The sequence below is a fragment of the Abiotrophia sp. HMSC24B09 genome (assembly GCF_001815865.1).
Taxonomy (GTDB): Bacteria; Bacillota; Bacilli; order Lactobacillales; family Aerococcaceae; genus Abiotrophia.
Window position 1 is genome coordinate 1 of the sequence record NZ_KV822214.1, and the last position, 18,323, is coordinate 18,323.

At 45.4% G+C, this 18,323-nt stretch carries 14 protein-coding genes; 7 read left to right on the plus strand and 7 right to left on the minus strand.

Annotated elements, in window-relative coordinates:
* Positions 1-313 precede the first annotated feature (313 nt).
* The 5 genes from HMPREF3093_RS08770 to HMPREF3093_RS08790 all read right to left on the minus strand — a co-directional run bounded on the left by HMPREF3093_RS08770 (position 314) and on the right by HMPREF3093_RS08790 (position 5,179).
* Positions 314-1,321, minus strand: a complete 1,008-nt coding sequence (locus tag HMPREF3093_RS08770) for a lipoate--protein ligase (protein WP_070756608.1) — start codon at positions 1,319-1,321, stop codon at positions 314-316.
* Positions 1,322-1,336: 15 nt separating this feature from the next.
* The gene (locus tag HMPREF3093_RS08775; protein ID WP_070756610.1) at positions 1,337-2,080 is read right to left on the minus strand and encodes an MBL fold metallo-hydrolase; all 744 of its coding nucleotides are present in this window, start codon (positions 2,078-2,080) and stop codon (positions 1,337-1,339) included.
* A 12-nt stretch (positions 2,081-2,092) separates the two neighbouring features.
* Positions 2,093-3,175, minus strand: coding sequence for a M42 family metallopeptidase (locus tag HMPREF3093_RS08780; RefSeq protein ID WP_070756612.1), 1,083 nt, complete (start codon positions 3,173-3,175; stop codon positions 2,093-2,095).
* Positions 3,176-3,264: 89 nt separating this feature from the next.
* Positions 3,265-4,509: a sensor histidine kinase gene (locus HMPREF3093_RS08785; RefSeq protein ID WP_070756614.1), complete on the minus strand. Its 1,245-nt coding sequence runs from the start codon at positions 4,507-4,509 to the stop codon at positions 3,265-3,267.
* On the minus strand, positions 4,502-5,179 hold the full coding sequence (locus HMPREF3093_RS08790; protein ID WP_070756616.1) for a response regulator transcription factor: 678 nt from the start codon (positions 5,177-5,179) through the stop codon (positions 4,502-4,504). Before HMPREF3093_RS08790 ends, HMPREF3093_RS08785 begins: the two co-directional genes overlap by 8 nt.
* Positions 5,180-5,339: 160 nt before the next feature.
* Here HMPREF3093_RS08790 and HMPREF3093_RS08795 point away from each other — a divergent pair, with 160 nt between their 5' ends.
* From HMPREF3093_RS08795 to HMPREF3093_RS08815, 5 genes are all read left to right on the plus strand, one after another.
* Positions 5,340-6,479, plus strand: a complete 1,140-nt coding sequence (locus HMPREF3093_RS08795) for an acyl-CoA dehydrogenase family protein (protein WP_070756618.1) — start codon at positions 5,340-5,342, stop codon at positions 6,477-6,479.
* Positions 6,480-6,551: 72 nt separating this feature from the next.
* Complete coding sequence (locus HMPREF3093_RS08800; protein ID WP_070756620.1) at positions 6,552-7,769, plus strand: hypothetical protein; 1,218 nt, start codon at positions 6,552-6,554, stop codon at positions 7,767-7,769.
* Positions 7,770-7,896: 127 nt separating this feature from the next.
* Positions 7,897-9,555: a response regulator transcription factor gene (locus tag HMPREF3093_RS08805; RefSeq protein WP_070756622.1), complete on the plus strand. Its 1,659-nt coding sequence runs from the start codon at positions 7,897-7,899 to the stop codon at positions 9,553-9,555.
* Complete coding sequence (locus tag HMPREF3093_RS08810; RefSeq protein WP_070756624.1) at positions 9,552-11,279, plus strand: cache domain-containing sensor histidine kinase; 1,728 nt, start codon at positions 9,552-9,554, stop codon at positions 11,277-11,279. The genes HMPREF3093_RS08805 and HMPREF3093_RS08810 overlap by 4 nt, the downstream gene beginning before the upstream one ends.
* Positions 11,276-12,229, plus strand: coding sequence for a substrate-binding domain-containing protein (locus HMPREF3093_RS08815; RefSeq protein ID WP_070756626.1), 954 nt, complete (start codon positions 11,276-11,278; stop codon positions 12,227-12,229). The genes HMPREF3093_RS08810 and HMPREF3093_RS08815 overlap by 4 nt, the downstream gene beginning before the upstream one ends.
* A gap of 118 nt (positions 12,230-12,347) precedes the next feature.
* Here HMPREF3093_RS08815 and HMPREF3093_RS10000 read toward each other — a convergent pair whose 3' ends face one another.
* Together HMPREF3093_RS10000 and tyrS are read right to left on the minus strand one after the other, a co-directional pair.
* Complete coding sequence (locus tag HMPREF3093_RS10000) at positions 12,348-13,823, minus strand: C40 family peptidase (RefSeq protein ID WP_070756628.1); 1,476 nt, start codon at positions 13,821-13,823, stop codon at positions 12,348-12,350.
* 506 nt (positions 13,824-14,329) lie between these two features.
* On the minus strand, positions 14,330-15,598 hold the full coding sequence (tyrS, locus tag HMPREF3093_RS08825) for a tyrosine--tRNA ligase (protein WP_070756630.1): 1,269 nt from the start codon (positions 15,596-15,598) through the stop codon (positions 14,330-14,332).
* A gap of 166 nt (positions 15,599-15,764) precedes the next feature.
* On the opposite strand from tyrS, the gene HMPREF3093_RS08830 reads away from it, so the two are divergent.
* Together HMPREF3093_RS08830 and mglC are read left to right on the plus strand one after the other, a co-directional pair.
* A complete protein-coding gene (locus HMPREF3093_RS08830) occupies positions 15,765-17,273 on the plus strand; it encodes an ATP-binding cassette domain-containing protein (protein ID WP_023392473.1) in 1,509 nt (502 codons plus the stop codon).
* Between the two features lie 13 nt (positions 17,274-17,286).
* Entirely contained in the window at positions 17,287-18,321 is a 1,035-nt protein-coding gene (gene mglC, locus HMPREF3093_RS08835; protein ID WP_070756632.1) for a galactose/methyl galactoside ABC transporter permease MglC, read from the plus strand.
* Positions 18,322-18,323 lie beyond the last annotated feature (2 nt).

Consider the following 18,323-nt stretch of genomic DNA (forward strand, 5'->3'; position numbering starts at 1 on the left):
TATATTAGCACAAGCCTTACTTCCTGTCAATAACTTTTCAGAAGTTTTTTCGAAGTTTTTGCTTGGCCGTTGTCTCAGCGACAACTTCTATATATTAGCACCATCTTCTCCTCATGTCAAAGCTTTTTCGAATGCTTTTGACGATTTTTAGAAAATGGTTCGTGTGTTCCTAAGAACATAATGTAATATACCATGACTAAGCCCACTAAGTCAACACTTTCTAGCCACTTTTCAGTCCTTTTTTTGACCCAAAAGAAAAACACTATATATAGGTTGTATAGCCAAGTGGCTCCCCCTATATATAGTGCCAATTCTAGCCAAAGATTAAGGTCAGAATTTCTTCTGCTGTTACTCGACCAAAATATTTATTGAAGTCTAAGTTCTCAAATACCTGGTTGACAGCCTCGCGCTCGAAGCGTACGCCAACTAGTGCGTCTTCTACATCGCTAATGTCTCCAAGTCCAAAGAAGTCGCCATAGACTTTAACTTCCTTAATAACTCCTTGCTCCACATTGAAGCGGAAATCGACAAAGCCAAATGGGAACTTCTGACTCATTTGGATAGCAAAGGCTGGTGATTGACCGTAGTTCCAGTCCCAGTTGCCGAAGCGTTCAGCCTGAATTGCTCGAACCTTATTCCAATCTTCATCTGTTAACTTGAGTTCTTTAACTTGATCCCGTCTTTCTACCCCAAAGATTTCAAGCAAGAGTAAATCACGGAACTGCTCGGTAGTGAGTTTTTGATATTCCGTTGACACATAAGGTTTAATATTAGTTACACGACTACGGACTGACTTAATCCCCTTAGATTCAAATTTTTCCTTTCGGGGTTTAAGCGCCTTGGTCACTTCATCAAGATCCGCATCGAATAAGATAGTCCCATGAGCGGTCATACGCCCATTCTTGGCATACATGGCATTACCTGAAAACTTCTTGTCCTCAATCAGCAGATCATTTCGCCCTTTGAGCTCCGCTCCTTTTGCTCCCATTTTATGTAGAGCTTGAATTACCGGTTGCGTGAAGCTGGCGAAATCCCGGAAGGAGCCGTCATCGTCTTTAATGAAGCAAAACGAAAAGTTTCCTCGATCATGGTAGACAGCCCCACCGCCGGACATACGGCGAACCACTCGAATTCCTTTTTCTTCTACATAGGCTTGGTTTACTTCTTCAATGGTGTTTTGGTTTCTTCCTACTATAATAGAAGGATCATTGATGTAGAAGAGCAAGATTGGCTCATCGACCAATCGGTTTTCCACCAAATAAGTTTCCAAAGCAATATTCAAACTTGCATCATAGTTGTTGCCATTATCAACAAAATACATTTTATAGTCTCCCTCTTAAAGTGATAAAGTCAGTCCCGGCTGACAATGAACTAAGTTAATGTCGGCACTCAGGTCCGTCGCTATTTGTTGGAGGATGAGTGTTTGATCCGCATGAGGCGCCATATGACTAGCGACCAGGGTTCGCACATGAGCCTGATTGGCCAATTGCGCGACTTCACTAGCCGTCATATGAATCTCGTTTCGCCCCCGTTCGTTAGTAAAGGCTGAATCAGCAATTAGCACATGGGCGCCCTGGCTGAATTCAATCAATTCTGGGCACCAGCCAGTATCAGCCGTAAAGACTAAGACTTGCCCTGTCTCCATCTCTTCCACGCGCATAGCATAGCAAACAAGTGGATGGACCGTCTGGCAAAAACTTACGCGGAAAGGCCCACATTCTAAGACGCTATCCGCCCCATAAGTCATCAATTGGCTGGTCTTGTCCTCAATGGCCAAAGGCGGAAATACCGATTGGTCATGCAAATAAATAGGCACTGGCGCATGTTTAGCACCTGAAGGTTTCAACATTAATAAATGCTGGATAGTACCTAAATCCGCCACATGATCAGCATGGTCATGGGAAATAATAACAGCATTAAGCTCTAGTACATCTAGATAATTTTCTAAGGCGCGTGCAGCGCCACTCCCTGCATCAAGCAAAATATGATAGGACCGGTCCTGACTTGAAACCACAAAAGCAGTCGTGCCATTGTCTCCCATTGGGTAACCTCCGGCACATCCTAAACAATGAATATGCATATGCCCTCCCCCCTAGACATTAGCCACAATATCGGCAACCGTCTGACTGTTGAGACGTTTTAGCAAGGCGGTCATCAGCGCCACTGTATGTTTGAAGTCATCTTCGTGAATAATCGAAGTATGGGAATGTAAGTAGCGAACCGGAATGGTAATAGCAATGGATGGCACGCCATCAAGACTTTGGTGCTGTGCCCCAGCATCCGTTCCGCCACCCTTTATGCTGGTGAATTGGAATGGAATGCCTTCTTCTTCCGCCACATCAATCACGAAGTCACGCAAGCCTTTGTGCGGAATCATGGACGCATCATAGATTAAAACTTGAGGCCCTTTGCCTAATTCGCTATCTGCTTCTTTAGGTGTCATACCCGGTGTATCACCCGCAGTCCCTGTATCTAATGCAAAACTAATAGCAGGATTCAGTTTGTGGGTCGCGCCCTTAGCGCCACGCAAACCAACTTCTTCCTGAACATTCGCCCCGATAAAGAGCTGGCTAGCATGATCTTGGCTGGCTGCATATTTTAATACTTCAATCGCAACTGCAACGCCGATGCGGTTATCCCAAGCTTTCCCCAAGAGAAAAGGTCCACCATTGAGACGACGATATTCGATATACGGCGTAATCATGTCCCCCGGACGAATACCCCACTCTAGCACTTCTTCCTTAGAAGTCGCTCCTAAATCGACAAAGACATCCGCTATATCGACCGCCATCTTGCGTGCTTCCGCAGGCAGAACATGTGGAGGCTTAGAGCCCGTCACACCATGGTAGGTTTTGCCGTCTCGCGTCGTAATGGTCACTTGCTGGGCCAAAACTACCTGGCTCCACCAACCACCAATCGGCACAAACTTTAGGAAGCCCTTATCCGTAATCTGACTAACCATAAACCCCACTTCATCAAAGTGAGCAGCCATCATAATCCGCGGACCGCTGGCATCCCCAATATGCTCCGCAAATAAGCCACCAAGACCATCTTGAACGTAGCCTTGCGCATAAGGTGCCGTTTCTTCTTTGAAAAGTTGGCGAACCGCACCTTCATTACCCGCAATCCCATTGACTTCACTCAAGGCACGCAACAAAGTTTCATTGATTTCCATCCTATTCCTTCTTTCTACTATATAATATGTATCGCACTTCCTATTTTAGTACTCTGCCCTAGCGACTTCAAGCAGGATTGCTCGCCTAGCTAGAATCGAATAGTAAATTCTATTTCAGTCTCTGAACGCATGCCGACTTTTAAATGCCAACCATTGCGTTCTGCTACCGCTTGGGCTAAGGACAAGCCCATCCCACTTCCTCCTTGGTCACGTTGGCGCCCTTGGTCTGGCCGATAGAAACGCTCGAATAAGCGCTCTGCCTGCTCTTGACTCATTTCCTGACAATGATTGGCCACAAACAAGCTCTTGTCAGTTTGTCGCCAGCCAACCTCAATCTCTGTCCCTGCCAGATGATACTGAAGGGCATTTTCGAGTAGAACCTGGCTGACCTGTTGAAAAGAAGCCCTGTCGATAGTTAATAGAATGCTATCAGGCAAATTCAAGGAAACCTGCGCCCGATTTGCTTCAAGCAATCCCCCAAGATCACCCAACGCTTGTTTTAACAAGGCGACTAAATCCAGAGACTCCGGATTTAGCGCGACTCGGCCTTCGTCATAGCGAGCTAATTGCAGCATCTGCTCCACTAAGGCATTTAAGCGTTGGATTTGCCTGCGATTACTTTGGGTCCATTCATTCTTGCATCCTGTCAATTCCAAGACATCGTTATTGGTAGCCAGAACCGCTAAAGGGGTCTTAATCTCGTGGCTGGCATTACTAATAAATTCCTGTTGACGTTTAATATTGTTAATCAAAGGCCGAATGGCTCTATTAGAAAAGTATCGAAGTAGACCATAGACGATGAGTAAGGTCAAAACCAAGATACCCAGCGAAATCATGGCCAAGCGAGTCACCGCCTGAAGCTGCCGTCCCGCATCTACAAAGAGCCATTCCTTTTCTCCTTGCGAATTCGTCCGCTGATAGTAGCGCAGTACGCCAATCCAGCCCCGGTTTTTAGAAGATTTCAAGAGTGGACTGAGCATATTCGCCAAAGTCCCCTGGTCATAATCATCCATGCGGTCTAATTGGCTAGTCACTAACTTACCATCGGCATCGGTTTTAGCGTATATATAACGAGCCGTGTGATAATTCGGTTCCTGATAGCTCTGCCAGAGTCTAGCCCAATCAAAGCCCTGATTCTTCGGCAGAGGCGGTCTTTCCTGATTGCCCTGATGCTGATTCTGGCTCTGGTCTATTAGGTGACTTGCTTCGCCATCTAGCTCTTGAACCGTCTGCCAATAGTTGAGCCCATTCAAACCCAGGAGCAGGCACAAGAGCACAGCCGTAAAAGATAGCATGGCGATTCGGACAAAACGGCCTTGCATCTCTTTAATCATGCGCCACCTCCAGCTGATAACCCAGGCCTCGCGAGGCTTTAATCGTCACTTTAGATCCCAGCTGCTGTAATTTTTTGCGTAAGGACGAAATATTGACCCAGACCACATTAATCTCCGCGTCAGAGTCTAAGCCCCAGATTCTTTCCATGATTAAATCGGTGGCCAGAACCTGCTGCTGATTCAGCATGAACATCTCCATCAGTTGAAACTCTCGCTTATTTAAGGCGAGTTCAGCCGTCCCTACCGCTAGACTGGCCCGTTGCCGGTAGAGGGTTAAATCACCATAACGCAAATCATTCTCTACCAAGTTGGCCGGACGTCGCAACATAGACCGAATACGGGCTAGAAGTTCCTGCATATCAAAGGGCTTAGTTAAATAATCATCCGCCCCTAAGTCAAGACCCTGAACCTTGTCTTCAATTTGGTTTTTGGCCGTTAAAAGCAAGGTTGGCACTTGAGAACCCTCGCTCCGTAAAGCCGTTAGGACATCGAAACCCGATTTCTTAGGCATCTTGACATCTAATATCAGGCCATCATACTCCATAGAACGTGCATACATGAGGGCTTCTTCTCCATCTGCTACATGATCCACATCATAATGATGATGCTTGAGAATAGCCTGAATCCCCTTGGCTAAATCTAATTCATCTTCTGCTAGCAACAATCTCATCTTTCTCGCCCTCCTTTTGCTATTCTCATTGTATCACATTTGCCTCGTCAGTCGCTATTTGCAAGCGTTTAGCAAGGCGACACACAGCAATCATGTTATAATAAGGAAGGAAATCAAGCATCCATCTATTTTACTAACTACTTTCCAAGGAGTGTCCGCTATGTTTTTATCTGATTCACTACTCGATTCTATCCATCAACGCGCAGACCATTACGACCGAAGTAACGAATTTCCTGAGCTAGACTATCAAGCTCTCAAAGAAGCTGGCTACTACAAGGCCTTTGTACCCAAAGAATTTGGCGGGCACGGTCTCACACTTCAAGAAATCGCGCAGGAACAAACCCGCCTAGCCAAGGCAGCACCTGGGACTGCCCTAGGCATTAATATGCACCAGATCATTGTAGGCTTGGGCCGTCATCTAGTAGCTCACGGCCAAGCTGCAGGTCAACAAATCCTAAAAGACGCGGCTGAAGGTCACCTCCTGGCCTTTGGTATCTCGGAACCTTCTAACGACCGCGTTCTCTTCGGCTCTATCTGCCAGGCTCAACCCCAATCAGATGGGGGCTATCTTTTCTACGGCGACAAGGTCTTCCTGTCGATGATTAAAGCCTGCAGCCGTTTCGTGACCTTTGCGACCGATTCCAGCCAAGAACAAGCCCAGTCTGTCTTTGCCTATGCCCACAAACAAGATAATCAATTAGAGATTCACGAAAACTGGGATACGCTCGGTATGCGTGCCACTCAATCACACAGCGTGACGCTCAAAGGTCTGCAAGTAAGACCTGAACAAATCTTGGCCAAACTAGCTCCTGGTCCAAGTTTAGACCCCACCGTTTTCGGTATTTTCGCTTATTTCGAGATTCTACTTGCCGCTACCTATTTAGGCATTGGGCAACGAGCCCTCGAACTAGGCCTAGAAACGGTCAAAAAGCGTTATTCCGTCAGCAATCAGACGACCTACGACCAGGACAAAAACATTCGTTGGCGTTTGGCCGAAGCCGCTATCCAACTGGATGCCATCCCACCTCAACTTAATCATTTCTGCCAAGCTTTAGATCAAGGTCAACCTTATGATTTGAGCTGGTTACCACGCCTGTCCGCCCTAAAAAACCGTTCCGTTGAAGCCTCTAAAATAGCAGTCGAAGAGGTGATTCGCGCTTGTGGAGGACAAGCCTACTTCAGCCAAAACGAACTTTCTCGCCTCTATCGCGACGTCTTGGCTGGCCTCTTCCAACCTTCCGATCAAGAATCACTCCATGAAGCTTGGGCTAGCATGCTCTTGGGCCCTATCAAGTCATAGCACTAGACAACTTTGCATGCCTATCCATTCTGTATTATAATATGACTAGGATTTACTAATGGAGGTAATGAAATGAAAAAAACTTTACGCATTTTCCTATGCAGCTTATCGTTAACGGCCCTCTTAGCAGGACCATCAATCGCTTTGGCAGAATCTTCAAGCAGCGAGTCAAGCGCTAGTAGCCAAGAAAGTACCGCTAGTTCAGAATCTAGCACAGACTTCAAGGCGGTAACGGAGGCTATCAAGACTGCAGCTTCTGCTAAAGAAGCTAGCGTAACTTACACAAACTCAACCCCTATTACCTTAGGCAAGGCTCCTGTTACGGAAACCATCCATGCCTACAGCTTAATCTCCCTCAAAGATTTTTCCAAAGACTTAGAGATTCCTTTTGGTGGCAATACCCAAACTGGCGCTGTTCTTGTACTTGATGTCTCCCTTAAGAATGACTCAGATAAAGATGCTTACATTACCGGCGGTTTCTCTGGCTCCATTGTAGGCTATAACAGAGCAGTGAGCCACAACAACAACTTACTAGACGAGACGAAAGACCTAACTAAGGCTGTTGTAGACGCCAAGCAAGTACTTAAGGCTAAAACTGAGCTTCGCGGCTTCGTTGTCCTAACAATTGGTGGCGACGCCCTCAAACAATTAAACAAAAATGGCGCGTTATCATTCGATACCCTCGTTGTATTAGCTAATCAAGGGGACAAACTTACGGATGCTATTGTACCTACGGCATCTACTATTCTGCCAACGTCTAAAGAAGGGGAAGAAAAACGCTCAGCGGCTAGCAAATTCTACCCTGACAAACTGACTGCTGAAAACTGGGGAACTAAGACCCTCATTAGCTCAAGTACTGATAAGCAAAACGCTAACTTTGAAGGCTATGATGTGACTTTGAACGGCTACCAATTGGTTGACTTCAAGCCTAATGAAGATCAAGCTAGCCGTTTCGAAAAACTTAAAGGTGGTGTGGTAGTCTTAACTGCTGAAATTACCGTTAAGAACAAGGGTAAAGTTGCCTTGAACGCACGTCAGACCGCTGGTAACTTAGTTTTCAATGACCAACTAAAATTAATGCACGAAGGCATGGTTGAAGTTGAGCCGGCCAAAGATAAGGAAGTAGTAGAACCTGGCCAAGAGTATACTTACCACTTAGCATTCGTCTACAGCAAGGATGACTACGATCTCTACAAAGATCGCTCACTTACTTTGAACGTCAACCTCTATGACAAAGACTTTAAGTCCTTAACTAAATCCGGCGATATTACCTTCCAACTTAAAAAATAAGCTTAAAACTAGAAAGCCACAGGTCTGATGACTTGTGGCTTTTTATATAGGGCCCTATGCTATCCCCAAAAATTGTGTTAAACTGATAGAAAGCGTTACCTATTTTATGTCCTCAGGAGGGACTTGCATGACCACCCGACGAAAACTTGTATTTGTAGATGACGAGACTTTTGTGCTCCAGTCCATTGTCAACCTAATGGATTGGACTTCTTTGGGCTATGAACTAGTAGGCACTGCCAGCAATGGCCAAGAAGCCCTAGCCATTATCGAAGAAACTTGTCCCGATGTTGTCATTACCGACATTTGCATGCCACTCATGGACGGCTTTGAATTGAGTCAAGCCATCTACGAATTTGATCCCACTATCAAGATTATCTTTATCAGTGGCCACGACAAATTCGACTATGCTCAGAATGCTATTCGTCTAAATATTCAAGAATATCTATTGAAACCTATCCCTCCTACAGATATCCAAGCCGCTCTATCCCGTGTTAGCCAGAACCTAGACGCTCAGCGCCAGCGTGCTCTGGATATGCAGGAAATGACACGGGAGTATATGACAACCATTGAGGCCTCACGTCGGAGTTTGCTTATTAGCCTTGTAACCGAGCCTTTATCCCTGGAAGATACCTCTTACTGGCAAAACCGTATTAATCTCTATCAATTAGAAATTCCCGGCCCTCATTATACCGTCATTAGCCTCTGTCCACGCCAGTCTTCTAGCCCTATCCACGCCATCAGCCCGGATATGCGAGACATTCTCTTTGCCGAAGAGCTTAGTTGGGTCTCCTATCGCAAGACCGTCCTAGAGGTCTGTCATAAATATTTGCCGGCCGAAGCCTTCCCTTTTGCTGGTAAGTTAATCATCATCCTTAGCCATGATAAGCCCGATATCTCAGCTAGCCTCGACCTTTTGCTGCAAGATATCCAGCAAACCTTCCTGAAAAATTATCGGCGCACCCTCTACCTGGGTATTAGTCAAGCATCCTCACACTTGATGGACTTAAAGCGCCTCTACCATCAGGCGCTTCAGGCTTATGATTACTGCCAATCGGCGCCAAATACTGCCCTATGTTACTATGGCGATTTCAGTGTCGAGATGGAATCAAACCTAGACTACGATGCAACCCCTGATCAACGTCTCTTGTCTTTGATCAAGATTGCTTCCTATCCTGAGTTTGAGGATTACATTGTGAGCTTAATTAACCAAAGTCATCTCCAATCCTCTACTCCTTCGGCCGACTATCTCTTTTTCCTAGAATTAACTTCTCGGGTTATTCGCATCAGTCAAAACCTCACCGGCATCCAAAACTCACCGTTGATTGAGTCCTTTATGTCTCAAATGGTAGTAGCTAGCCAAGCCCCAGTAGCGGATTTAATGCAGACCTTCCTGGCTCACAGCAAAAAGTTACTACTCTTAATCCAGAGCGAACGCCAAACTCTCAAAGAATCTTTAACCCAGCAAGGCTTGCGTTTAATGCAACAACATTATCAAGACCCACTTTTTACAGGCAAACGTTTAGCTCAGTTAATGCATGTCAGCCCTAACTATCTCAGCTCTCTATTCACTCGCGAGACAGGACAATCTTTCAAGGAACACTTGATTCAAATTCGTATGAATAAGGCTAAAGAGCTCTTACTAACTAGCTCAGCCAAGGTCCAAGAAGTAGCCTTAGCCGTCGGCTATACCGACACTCACTACTTCTCCTATAGTACTAAGCGCTACTTTGGCCTATCTCCGCGCCAAATTCGTGAAGCCGCCCAAGAAGGGAGCCCCTCACTATGACCCCTACCAAGCGTCAACCCTTGCACCGAGTGATTTATTTAACTTGCTTCCTCTTGTCAACTTCTATTCTAGGCATTAGTCTCTGGGGCCATTATCAAATTGCACGCGATCTCTTAATTAAGCAGACCATGACCCTAACCGAACAACACGTGGCGCGCTCGACAGAAGCCTTGGAAACCATGATTGCCACAATGGATGTTGCCAACGAGGCAATCATCCGCCGCATCACACTCGAAAGCCTAACACCTCAAGCTTTGCATGATTTGCTTGATTCTAGCGTCACCCTTAACCGAGATATCCAATCTATCGCAGTGCTAGATGAACAGGGCCAAGTACTAGATTTTGCACCTAGCCGTTTTCAACTTAAAACGAATAGCCAACATCCGGTTTTATCTCCCGATTGGTATCAAAAGGAAGCACAGCACGATCAGACGCTCTATTCTAAACCTCATATTCAACACCTTTTCCAAGGAGAGTTTCCTTGGGTTATCTCTAATACTATCCCCTTCAACCATCAAGGCAAGCGATGCCTTCTACTTATCGACTATAAAATCAAAACCTTCCAGCGTTTCTTTGAGACCGGAGGGATTGGCAAGCAAGGCTACACTTACTTGATAGATGATCAACAAGAACTCATCTACCATCCCCACCAAGCCCTGATGACCGCTGAACTCAAGCGGGAAACTATTCCAGATTTAGGAACTGAGCCCACAAAGGTCCAATTAGATAAGGATAACCATGTCGTATTAGCCAGTCAGGTTATGGCCGGTACCCATTGGCGCGTTGTCGGAAAGACCTACCTACAAGAAGTGTTGGCTAGTGGTCTGTCACGAATTCTACAGACCTCGCTTATTCTCTTCTTAGCCTTGACCTTCTTAATTAACGTTCTGGCCTACTTACTAGCTCGTTTTATTGCCCGTCCTATTCGTCGCCTTGCGCTCCATATGCAAGACTTTCAGGATCTTCCGACTGGTCACTATGAGACGTCTGGTTACGATGAGGCCAATGAGCTCTATCAGGCCTACCACCAACTGCTAAACCAAGTGGACCAACTCATGGAGCAAATTAAACTTGAAGAAGCCGCTTTACGCAAAAGTGAGCGAAATGTCTTAGAAGCCCAAATCCAACCTCATTTTCTCTATAATACTTTGGAGTCTATCCTGTGGATGATAGAAAGTCAAAATACCAGAGATGCTTCGCATATGGTGACCGCTTTAGGTCGTCTGCTTCGCATTACCTTAAGCAAGGGCAAAGAGTATATTCCCTTGGAACGTGAATTTGAACACGTCACTAACTATCTAGAGATTCAGCAAATCCGATACAATCAACAATTTACCTATCAACTCCAGCTACCAGAGAAAGTCGGCTCATGCCCTACTATCAAACTAATCCTACAGCCTATTGTGGAAAACGCCATTATTCACGGCTTGGCCAACCTCTATGAACCTGGCTTGCTAACTATTGAAGCTAAGCAGACAGAAAAAGGTATTCTAATCCAAATTAAAGACAACGGCCAAGGCATGAGTGTGGAGCGTTTGGAAGAACTACGCCGAGAGCTAAAACAGCCATCTGATGTAGCGGGCATTGGCTTGCGAAATGTCCATGAGCGCTTGCAGATTTATTTTGGGCCAGAATACGGGCTAACAATTGATAGCCAAGAAGACCAAGGAACCTGCGTCAGCCTCTCGATTCCTTGCTTAGATTGGGAGGACTTGCCATCATGAGAAAACTTTCTACTATATTATTAGGACTTATCCTAGTCAGTTTAGCTAGCCTTTTAGCATTGAGCCTTTGGCTTGGTCAACCTACTCAGACCATTACACATCGCATCTTGTTTGCTAGCAGTAAAGCCTTGAGCCAGCCCTACAACCAACAACTTTTGGCAGGGCTCAAAGCCTCAATCAATCCATCTGACGACATAGAGATTCAGACCCTAGCTTTACCAGAAAATCTTGATGAACAAGTGGCCCTCTTAAGCCAGCAAAAACTCCTAACAGGCGATCAGGTGATACTTCACTCTACCTATAGCCTTGAGTTAACATCTCAATTGGAAAACTGGCTTAAGCAAGGAGTTAAAGTGTCCTTAATCGATAGTCCAAAAGTCCAACTATCCCAAGCAAGCCAACTTGGTTGGGCGCCTCTGGAGCAAGGCCAGGCCTTAGCACAAGCATTGAAAGCCAATAGTGGGACAGAGACCCCTCTCATTTTAGCCTATCAGGCACACAACCAAGAAAGCATCGAGCGCCTAAAAGGAGCTCAGGACGTCCTAGATCAGTCTGGCCAAGCCTACCAGACACTTGCTTTAGAAGGCGACAAACTCGAAAATCAACAGGCTATGCTTCGTGCCGTTGAAGCCTTAGCTTCCAAACCGGCTGTCGTCTTACTCGATCAAGTCTCTATACAAGAGCTGGCCCGTTACTTGCATCAAAGTTTAGCTATTCCTGACATCTACAGCATCGGCTATCAACCTCAGGTATTTAGCGCTATCGAAGCAGGGGACATCCGCCGTAATCTCACGCCCAACCCCTATGCTTTAGGCTATGCAGCAGGGCAAACTGGTCAAAATCAACCTGATAAGGCTAGTGATGTAACCACTAAGCTTACCTATCAATGGATTGAGGCGCAAGACCTCTTCAATCCCCAATTTGCCAGTTGGCTCTTCCCTTTGGAATAAAATACTGCTTGCAGTAAGCAACATATACAAAAGAGAGTTGGTCCTTGCCAACTCTCTTCTATTATATATAGTAACAAAAAAGCTGGGATACAAATCCCAGCTTTTAATATACTTCTTATTAACGTACACGCACTGCAAATTGTGGTGTGAAGTTTTGGATGTTGTTGTAGCCTAATGGAGTACCTGGTTGAGAAGCATGAATGAAGTTCCCGCCACCAGTTGCAATCGCTACGTGGTAAGTTGAACCTGCGTCACCCCAGAAGTAGAGGTCACCCGCTTGTGCTTCTGATACAGAGATACGAGTCCCTGCAGATTCTTGTGGTACTGTCCAGCTACCTACATCGATACCGTATGCTTCTTTGAAGACATATTGTACGAAACCTGAGCAGTCAAAACCACTTGGGCTCTTACCGCCCCATACATAAGGAGTCCCTACGTATTTAGCAGCTGTTGATAAAACATCGCCGTAAGTTGAAGCTGCTGGAGCTGCTGCGGCTGGTTCTTCTTCAGTAGTAGCTGCTGGAGCTTCTGGTTCTTCCTCAGCTGCTGGTGCTTCTTGAGCAGGTTGTGGAGCTGGTGTTGTTGACTCTTCTTCTTGAGTTGAAGGAGTTTCTGCAACAGTTGACTCTTCAGCTGCTGGAGTTTCAGATGCAGGAGCTTCAGGCGCTTGACTTTCAGTTGCTTCTGCTTGGCTAGTTGCTTCAGCTTCTGTAGTTGGTGCAGCTGGTTTTGCTTCTTCAGCTGCTGGTGCTGGTTGCTCAGCTAATTGAGATTCACGAGTTGCTTGCTCTTGAGCCGCTTGTTCTTGGGCAGCTGCTTCTGCTTGTGCTTGTTGTTGTGCTAAAGCTTGTGCTTGAGCTTCTGCGGCAGCTTGTTCAGCCGCTGCTTGTTGTGCTGCTGCAATCTCTGCTTGACGCTGTTGGTAAGCAGCCTTTTCAGCAATTAAAGCTTCACGAGCATTTTGTGCTAATGATAAGTCAGAAGTCAATTGGTTGTATACTGCTTCGTTGTTAGCTTGCTCTTCAGTCAAAGCACCTTTAAGAGCTTCTAATTGTACATGCTTAGCAACGTTGTCTGCTTTAGTCGTTTCTACTGCAGATTTCTTAGTTTCAACAGCTTCTTTATCAGCCTTTTGTTGGCCTAAAAGTGTTTTGTTAGCTGAAACCATCTTCTTCACAACGTCTACACGGCCAACAAAGTCGCTAACAGATTTAGAAGAAGCTACAACGTTAACATAGTTTTCTGCCCCACCTGTTGCTTGAACAGCACGAGCTTGATCTGCCAAGAGGCTTTCGCGTTTGCCAATTGCTACTTCTAAGTCTTTGATTTCTGCTTGTAAGCTTGCAATTGCTGCGTCATTTTCTTGGATATTCCCTTGAAGAGTAGTTGCTTGCGCTTGAACTTCTTGCAACTTAGCATAAGAACTTGCTAATTGTGCGTAAAGTTGTGCTTGAGCAGCCGATAAGTTTTCGATTTGGCTTTCACTTTGCCCGATTAATGAATCGTAGTCTTGTGCGAAAGCAGCCACAGGTGCAGCTACGCTCCCTAATACGACGGCTGAAGTTAATAACGTTTTGAATAATCTCTTGTTCATAAGCGATTTGACTCCTTTTAGTCTCGTAATTTTGTATATCACGCTTGTGTTGGACACAGGCTTTGGTTTATCTTTTTATGACATGCTTACATGATACCACAAGTTTTTGCTAAGGTGCGGTTTTTCGACGATTCGTATAGCATCTGTAACATAGCTGTAATTTTACTTGGTTATTTTTCGTTTTTTGACTCTTTTTTGCCACAATAGATAGGCAAATATACCTCCCTTTCGACGTTCTACAACTGACGAAATAGAGCTACAGAGCTGATTTTTACTTTTGTCTAGACCTTTAGCCTGATTTAGCTATCCTAAAAGATAGTCTTGAAGATGGTGCTATACATATAGTAAACCTAAAGGTTGTTATATTGACGCAACATCGATATTATTTCGCGGTTATTTTTGGGGACCTTTTCTGCCCTGGAATTGAGACAATCCCCCACCTACTTGCTCACCCCGCCTTACTCGCGCGCAAAAAAAAGCAGGCCCAAAAGCCTGCTTCTCACATCTTAATCTTGATAGGTAACGAGTGTGTAATTTTTCTTACCCCGGCGTACGACCACATATTTACCCCCAATAGCATCTTGAGGCGTAATCACAGCTTCCACATCGGTTACCTTGGTGCCATTCAAGGTAATCGCGCCATTAGAAATAAATTCTCTGGCTTCACGACGAGATTTAACAATACCAATATCTACTAACCAAACAGCTAGGTTAGCTTGCTCTCTTGAGGTGCTAGCTTGCGGCATATTTCTAAAACCTTGCTCGATTTCATGAACCGTGAGCGAACCCACCTCGCCTGTAAATAAAGCTTCTGTAATCCGAATGGCTTCATCTAGAGCCTCTTGCCCGTGAACAAAGCGCGTTACTTCTTCAGCCAAACGCTTGTGGGCAACCCGCAAGTGAGGCTGAGTCTCAATTTCGACAGCCAAGGCATCAATCTCTTCATGAGATAAGAAGGTAAAGTACTTAAGGAATTTAACCACATCACCATCTTGTTGATTGAGCCAGAATTGGTAGAACTCAAATGGCGTTGTTTTCTCTGGATCCAACCAAACTGCCCCACCTGCTGTTTTACCAAACTTAGTGCCATCAGATTTGAGCATAAGCGGAATGGTCAGCCCATAGACTTCAGTCTCATGGCCTTCAGTCCGACGAATAAAATCCAATCCGGCCGTAATGTTGCCCCATTGATCGGCGCCGCCAATTTGTAATTGAACATCGTATTCTTTATATAGATGGGCAAAGTCAATAGATTGAAGGATCTGGTAGCTAAACTCAGTAAAGGAAATCCCTACCTCTAGTCGAGACGCGACAACATCCTTAGCCAACATATTATTAATGTTGAAATGTTTACCATAGTCACGCAAGAAATCTAAGAGCGAGATCTGGCTAAGCCAGTCGTAGTTATTTACAATCCGGAAACCACTCGCTTGAACATCCCCTTTTAGGAAGAGACGGTTCATCTGGTCTGCTAATTTACGCGCGTTTTCCTTTACCACATCCATGGTTTGCAAGGTCCGCTCGCTATTGCGCCCACTCGGGTCGCCAATTGAGCCTGTGCCGCCCCCAATTAGCACTACTGGTTTATGCCCAGCCAGCTGGAAGCGCTTAAGAATCATAAAGGGAATTAAATGTCCAATGTGCATGGAATCCCCTGTTGGGTCGACGCCACAATATAAGCCAATCGCCTTCTTATTTACTAGTTCTTCTAAGCCTTGAGCGTTAGTCTGCTGATTGATGGCACCACGCCATGTTAAATCATCTAAAATTGACATCTTCTTTCCTCCTTATGTATTTTCTATCTTCCTATTATAACGCGATTATAAGTCTGAATCAATCTAGCAATAGCGTAAATTTTCGAACCTTATGCGTAAATTATTCTATGTAAGCGTTTCGCCATTGGAGGTAGAATAGACTCAAATCCTATAAGGTGGTGACATTATGACACAAATCGCAGAGTACCTATTGGATATTGAAGATATCGTCAAGGAGTTTCCAGGGGTCAAAGCCTTGGACGGTGCACGACTTAAAGTTCGCCCAGGCACCATTCACGCCCTCATGGGTGAGAACGGTGCTGGTAAATCAACTATGATGAAATGTCTCTTCGGTATCTATATCGAGGACTCCGGTAGTATCAAACTCAATGGCCAACCCGTACGCTTTAACAACCCAAAACAAGCATTGGAACAAGGCGTCTCCATGGTCCATCAGGAACTGAATCAGGTTCTTAAACGTAGCGTCATGGAAAATATCTGGTTGGGCCGCTTCCCAAAAACCAAACTTGGCCTGATTGACGAGCATAAGATGTACCAAGATACCAAGGCCATCTTCCAGCAACTCAACTTGGATATTGATCCACGGACTATCATTGGTAAACTCTCCGTCTCCCAACGTCAGATGATTGAGATTGCCAAGGCAGTCAGCTACGATGCCAAGGTAATTATCCTAGACGAGCCAACTTCCTCTCTAACGGAGCAAGAAGTTCAGCACCTCTTCCGCATCATGAACCAACTCAAGGATCAAGGTTGTGGCTTGGTTTATATCTCCCATAAAATGGAAGAAATTTTAGCCATTTCTGATGAAGTGACCATTATGCGAGACGGCCAATGGATTGCGACAGAAGCAGCTAAAGACTTAACCATGGAACGTATCATTCAACTCATGGTAGGGCGGGATATCGGCCATCGCTTCCCACCTCGCAACAATCATCCTGGCCAGGTAACCTTAGAGGTGCGCAATTTGACCGCTAAATATCAACCAAGCATTCAAGACGTATCCTTAACTGTTCACGAAGGTGAAGTTTTGGGGATTGCCGGTTTAGTGGGTTCTCGTCGGACTGAATTAATTGAATGTATCTTCGGGATTGCAACCCTAGCCAGTGGCGAGATTTACAAGAATGGTAAGTTAATTCATAATAACAACTCCCGCGACGCTATCAAAAATGGCTTTGCCTTAGTGACAGAAGAACGCCGGGCAACTGGGATTTTCCCAATCGCGGACATTCGTTTTAACACGGTTATCTCTAACATGCGGCACTATCGCGGTAAGTTAGGTCTGATTCGCAATGCTTCCATGGGTAGCGATACCCAACGCATGATTGATGCCATGGCCATCAAGACACCAAGTCAACGAACACAAATCCGCTCCTTATCAGGTGGTAACCAGCAGAAGGTAATTATTGGCCGTTGGCTACTAACCGATGCGGATATCTATCTCTTCGACGAACCAACGCGGGGGATTGACGTCGGAGCCAAGTACGAAATCTACCAAATAATTTTAGACTTAGCTAAGAAAGGCAAGACCGTTATCGTTGTCTCCAGTGAAATGACCGAGTTGCTCGGTATCACTGACCGCATTGCAGTCATGTCTAATGGTCGTTTGGCTGGCGTCGAAAAGACCGAATCACTCACCCAAGAAGAAATACTTCGCTTGAGTGCACTCTATCTCTAAGGAGGATGTCTCTATGGAACTAAGTAAAAAACTACGCTTCACCAATAAAACACCGCGCGAGCTATTATTAGACTTTTCTCTTTATATTGTGCTTGCTGCTTTAATCGCCATCATTATTTCGATGGATACTTCTTTCGTTTCACCAAAAAACTTCATTAATATCTTAGCTCAAGCCTCCACTCGGATCATTATGGCCTGCGGGGCTGCCGGGCTTATCATCTTAGGCGGGACAGACTTATCTGCCGGCCGCGTCTTGGGTTTAACTTCCCTGATTGCTGCCTCCCTCCTTCAATCAACTACCTACGCTTCACGTATGTATCCCGATCTACCCCAATTACCACTCTGGTTGCCACTCATTATCGTTATTGTAGTCGGCGGGATCTTCGGTTTGATTAACGGTTTTGGGGTAGCTGTTCTTAAAGTCCACGCCTTCATTATTACCTTAGGGACTCAATTAGTAGCTTACGGGATCGCCTTGATTTATCAACAACAACAAGCAGGGGGCGCACAACCGATTGCTAACTTTGACGACCGCTACCGTAATTTAGTTAACGGCACCGTCAACTTTACCAAAGATATTCAAATCCCTTATGTAGTCTTCTACGCCATTGTCGTCTGCGTGATTATGTGGATTATCTGGAATAAAACCCAACTTGGTAAGAACATGTATGCTATCGGGGGCAACATCGAAGCAGCTGAAGTTTCCGGGGTTAATATCGTTAAGAATATCCTCATCATTTTCCTGATTTCAGGGATTCTCTATGGCTTAGCTGGCTATCTGGAAGCTGCTCGGGTAGGGTCTACTACCTCTAACACCGGTCTTAACTACGATCTCGATGCCATCTCTGCTTCCGTTATCGGGGGGGTCTCCTTCTCTGGTGGGATTGGGACCATTCCTGGCGTTATTATCGGGGCGATCATCCTCCAATTCATCAACTATGGTTTGGCTTATGTAGGCGTTAACCCTAACTACCAATACATCATCAAGGGCTTGATCATTATCTTGGCGGTAGCAATCGACGTACGTAAATACATCAAGCGCAAATAAGA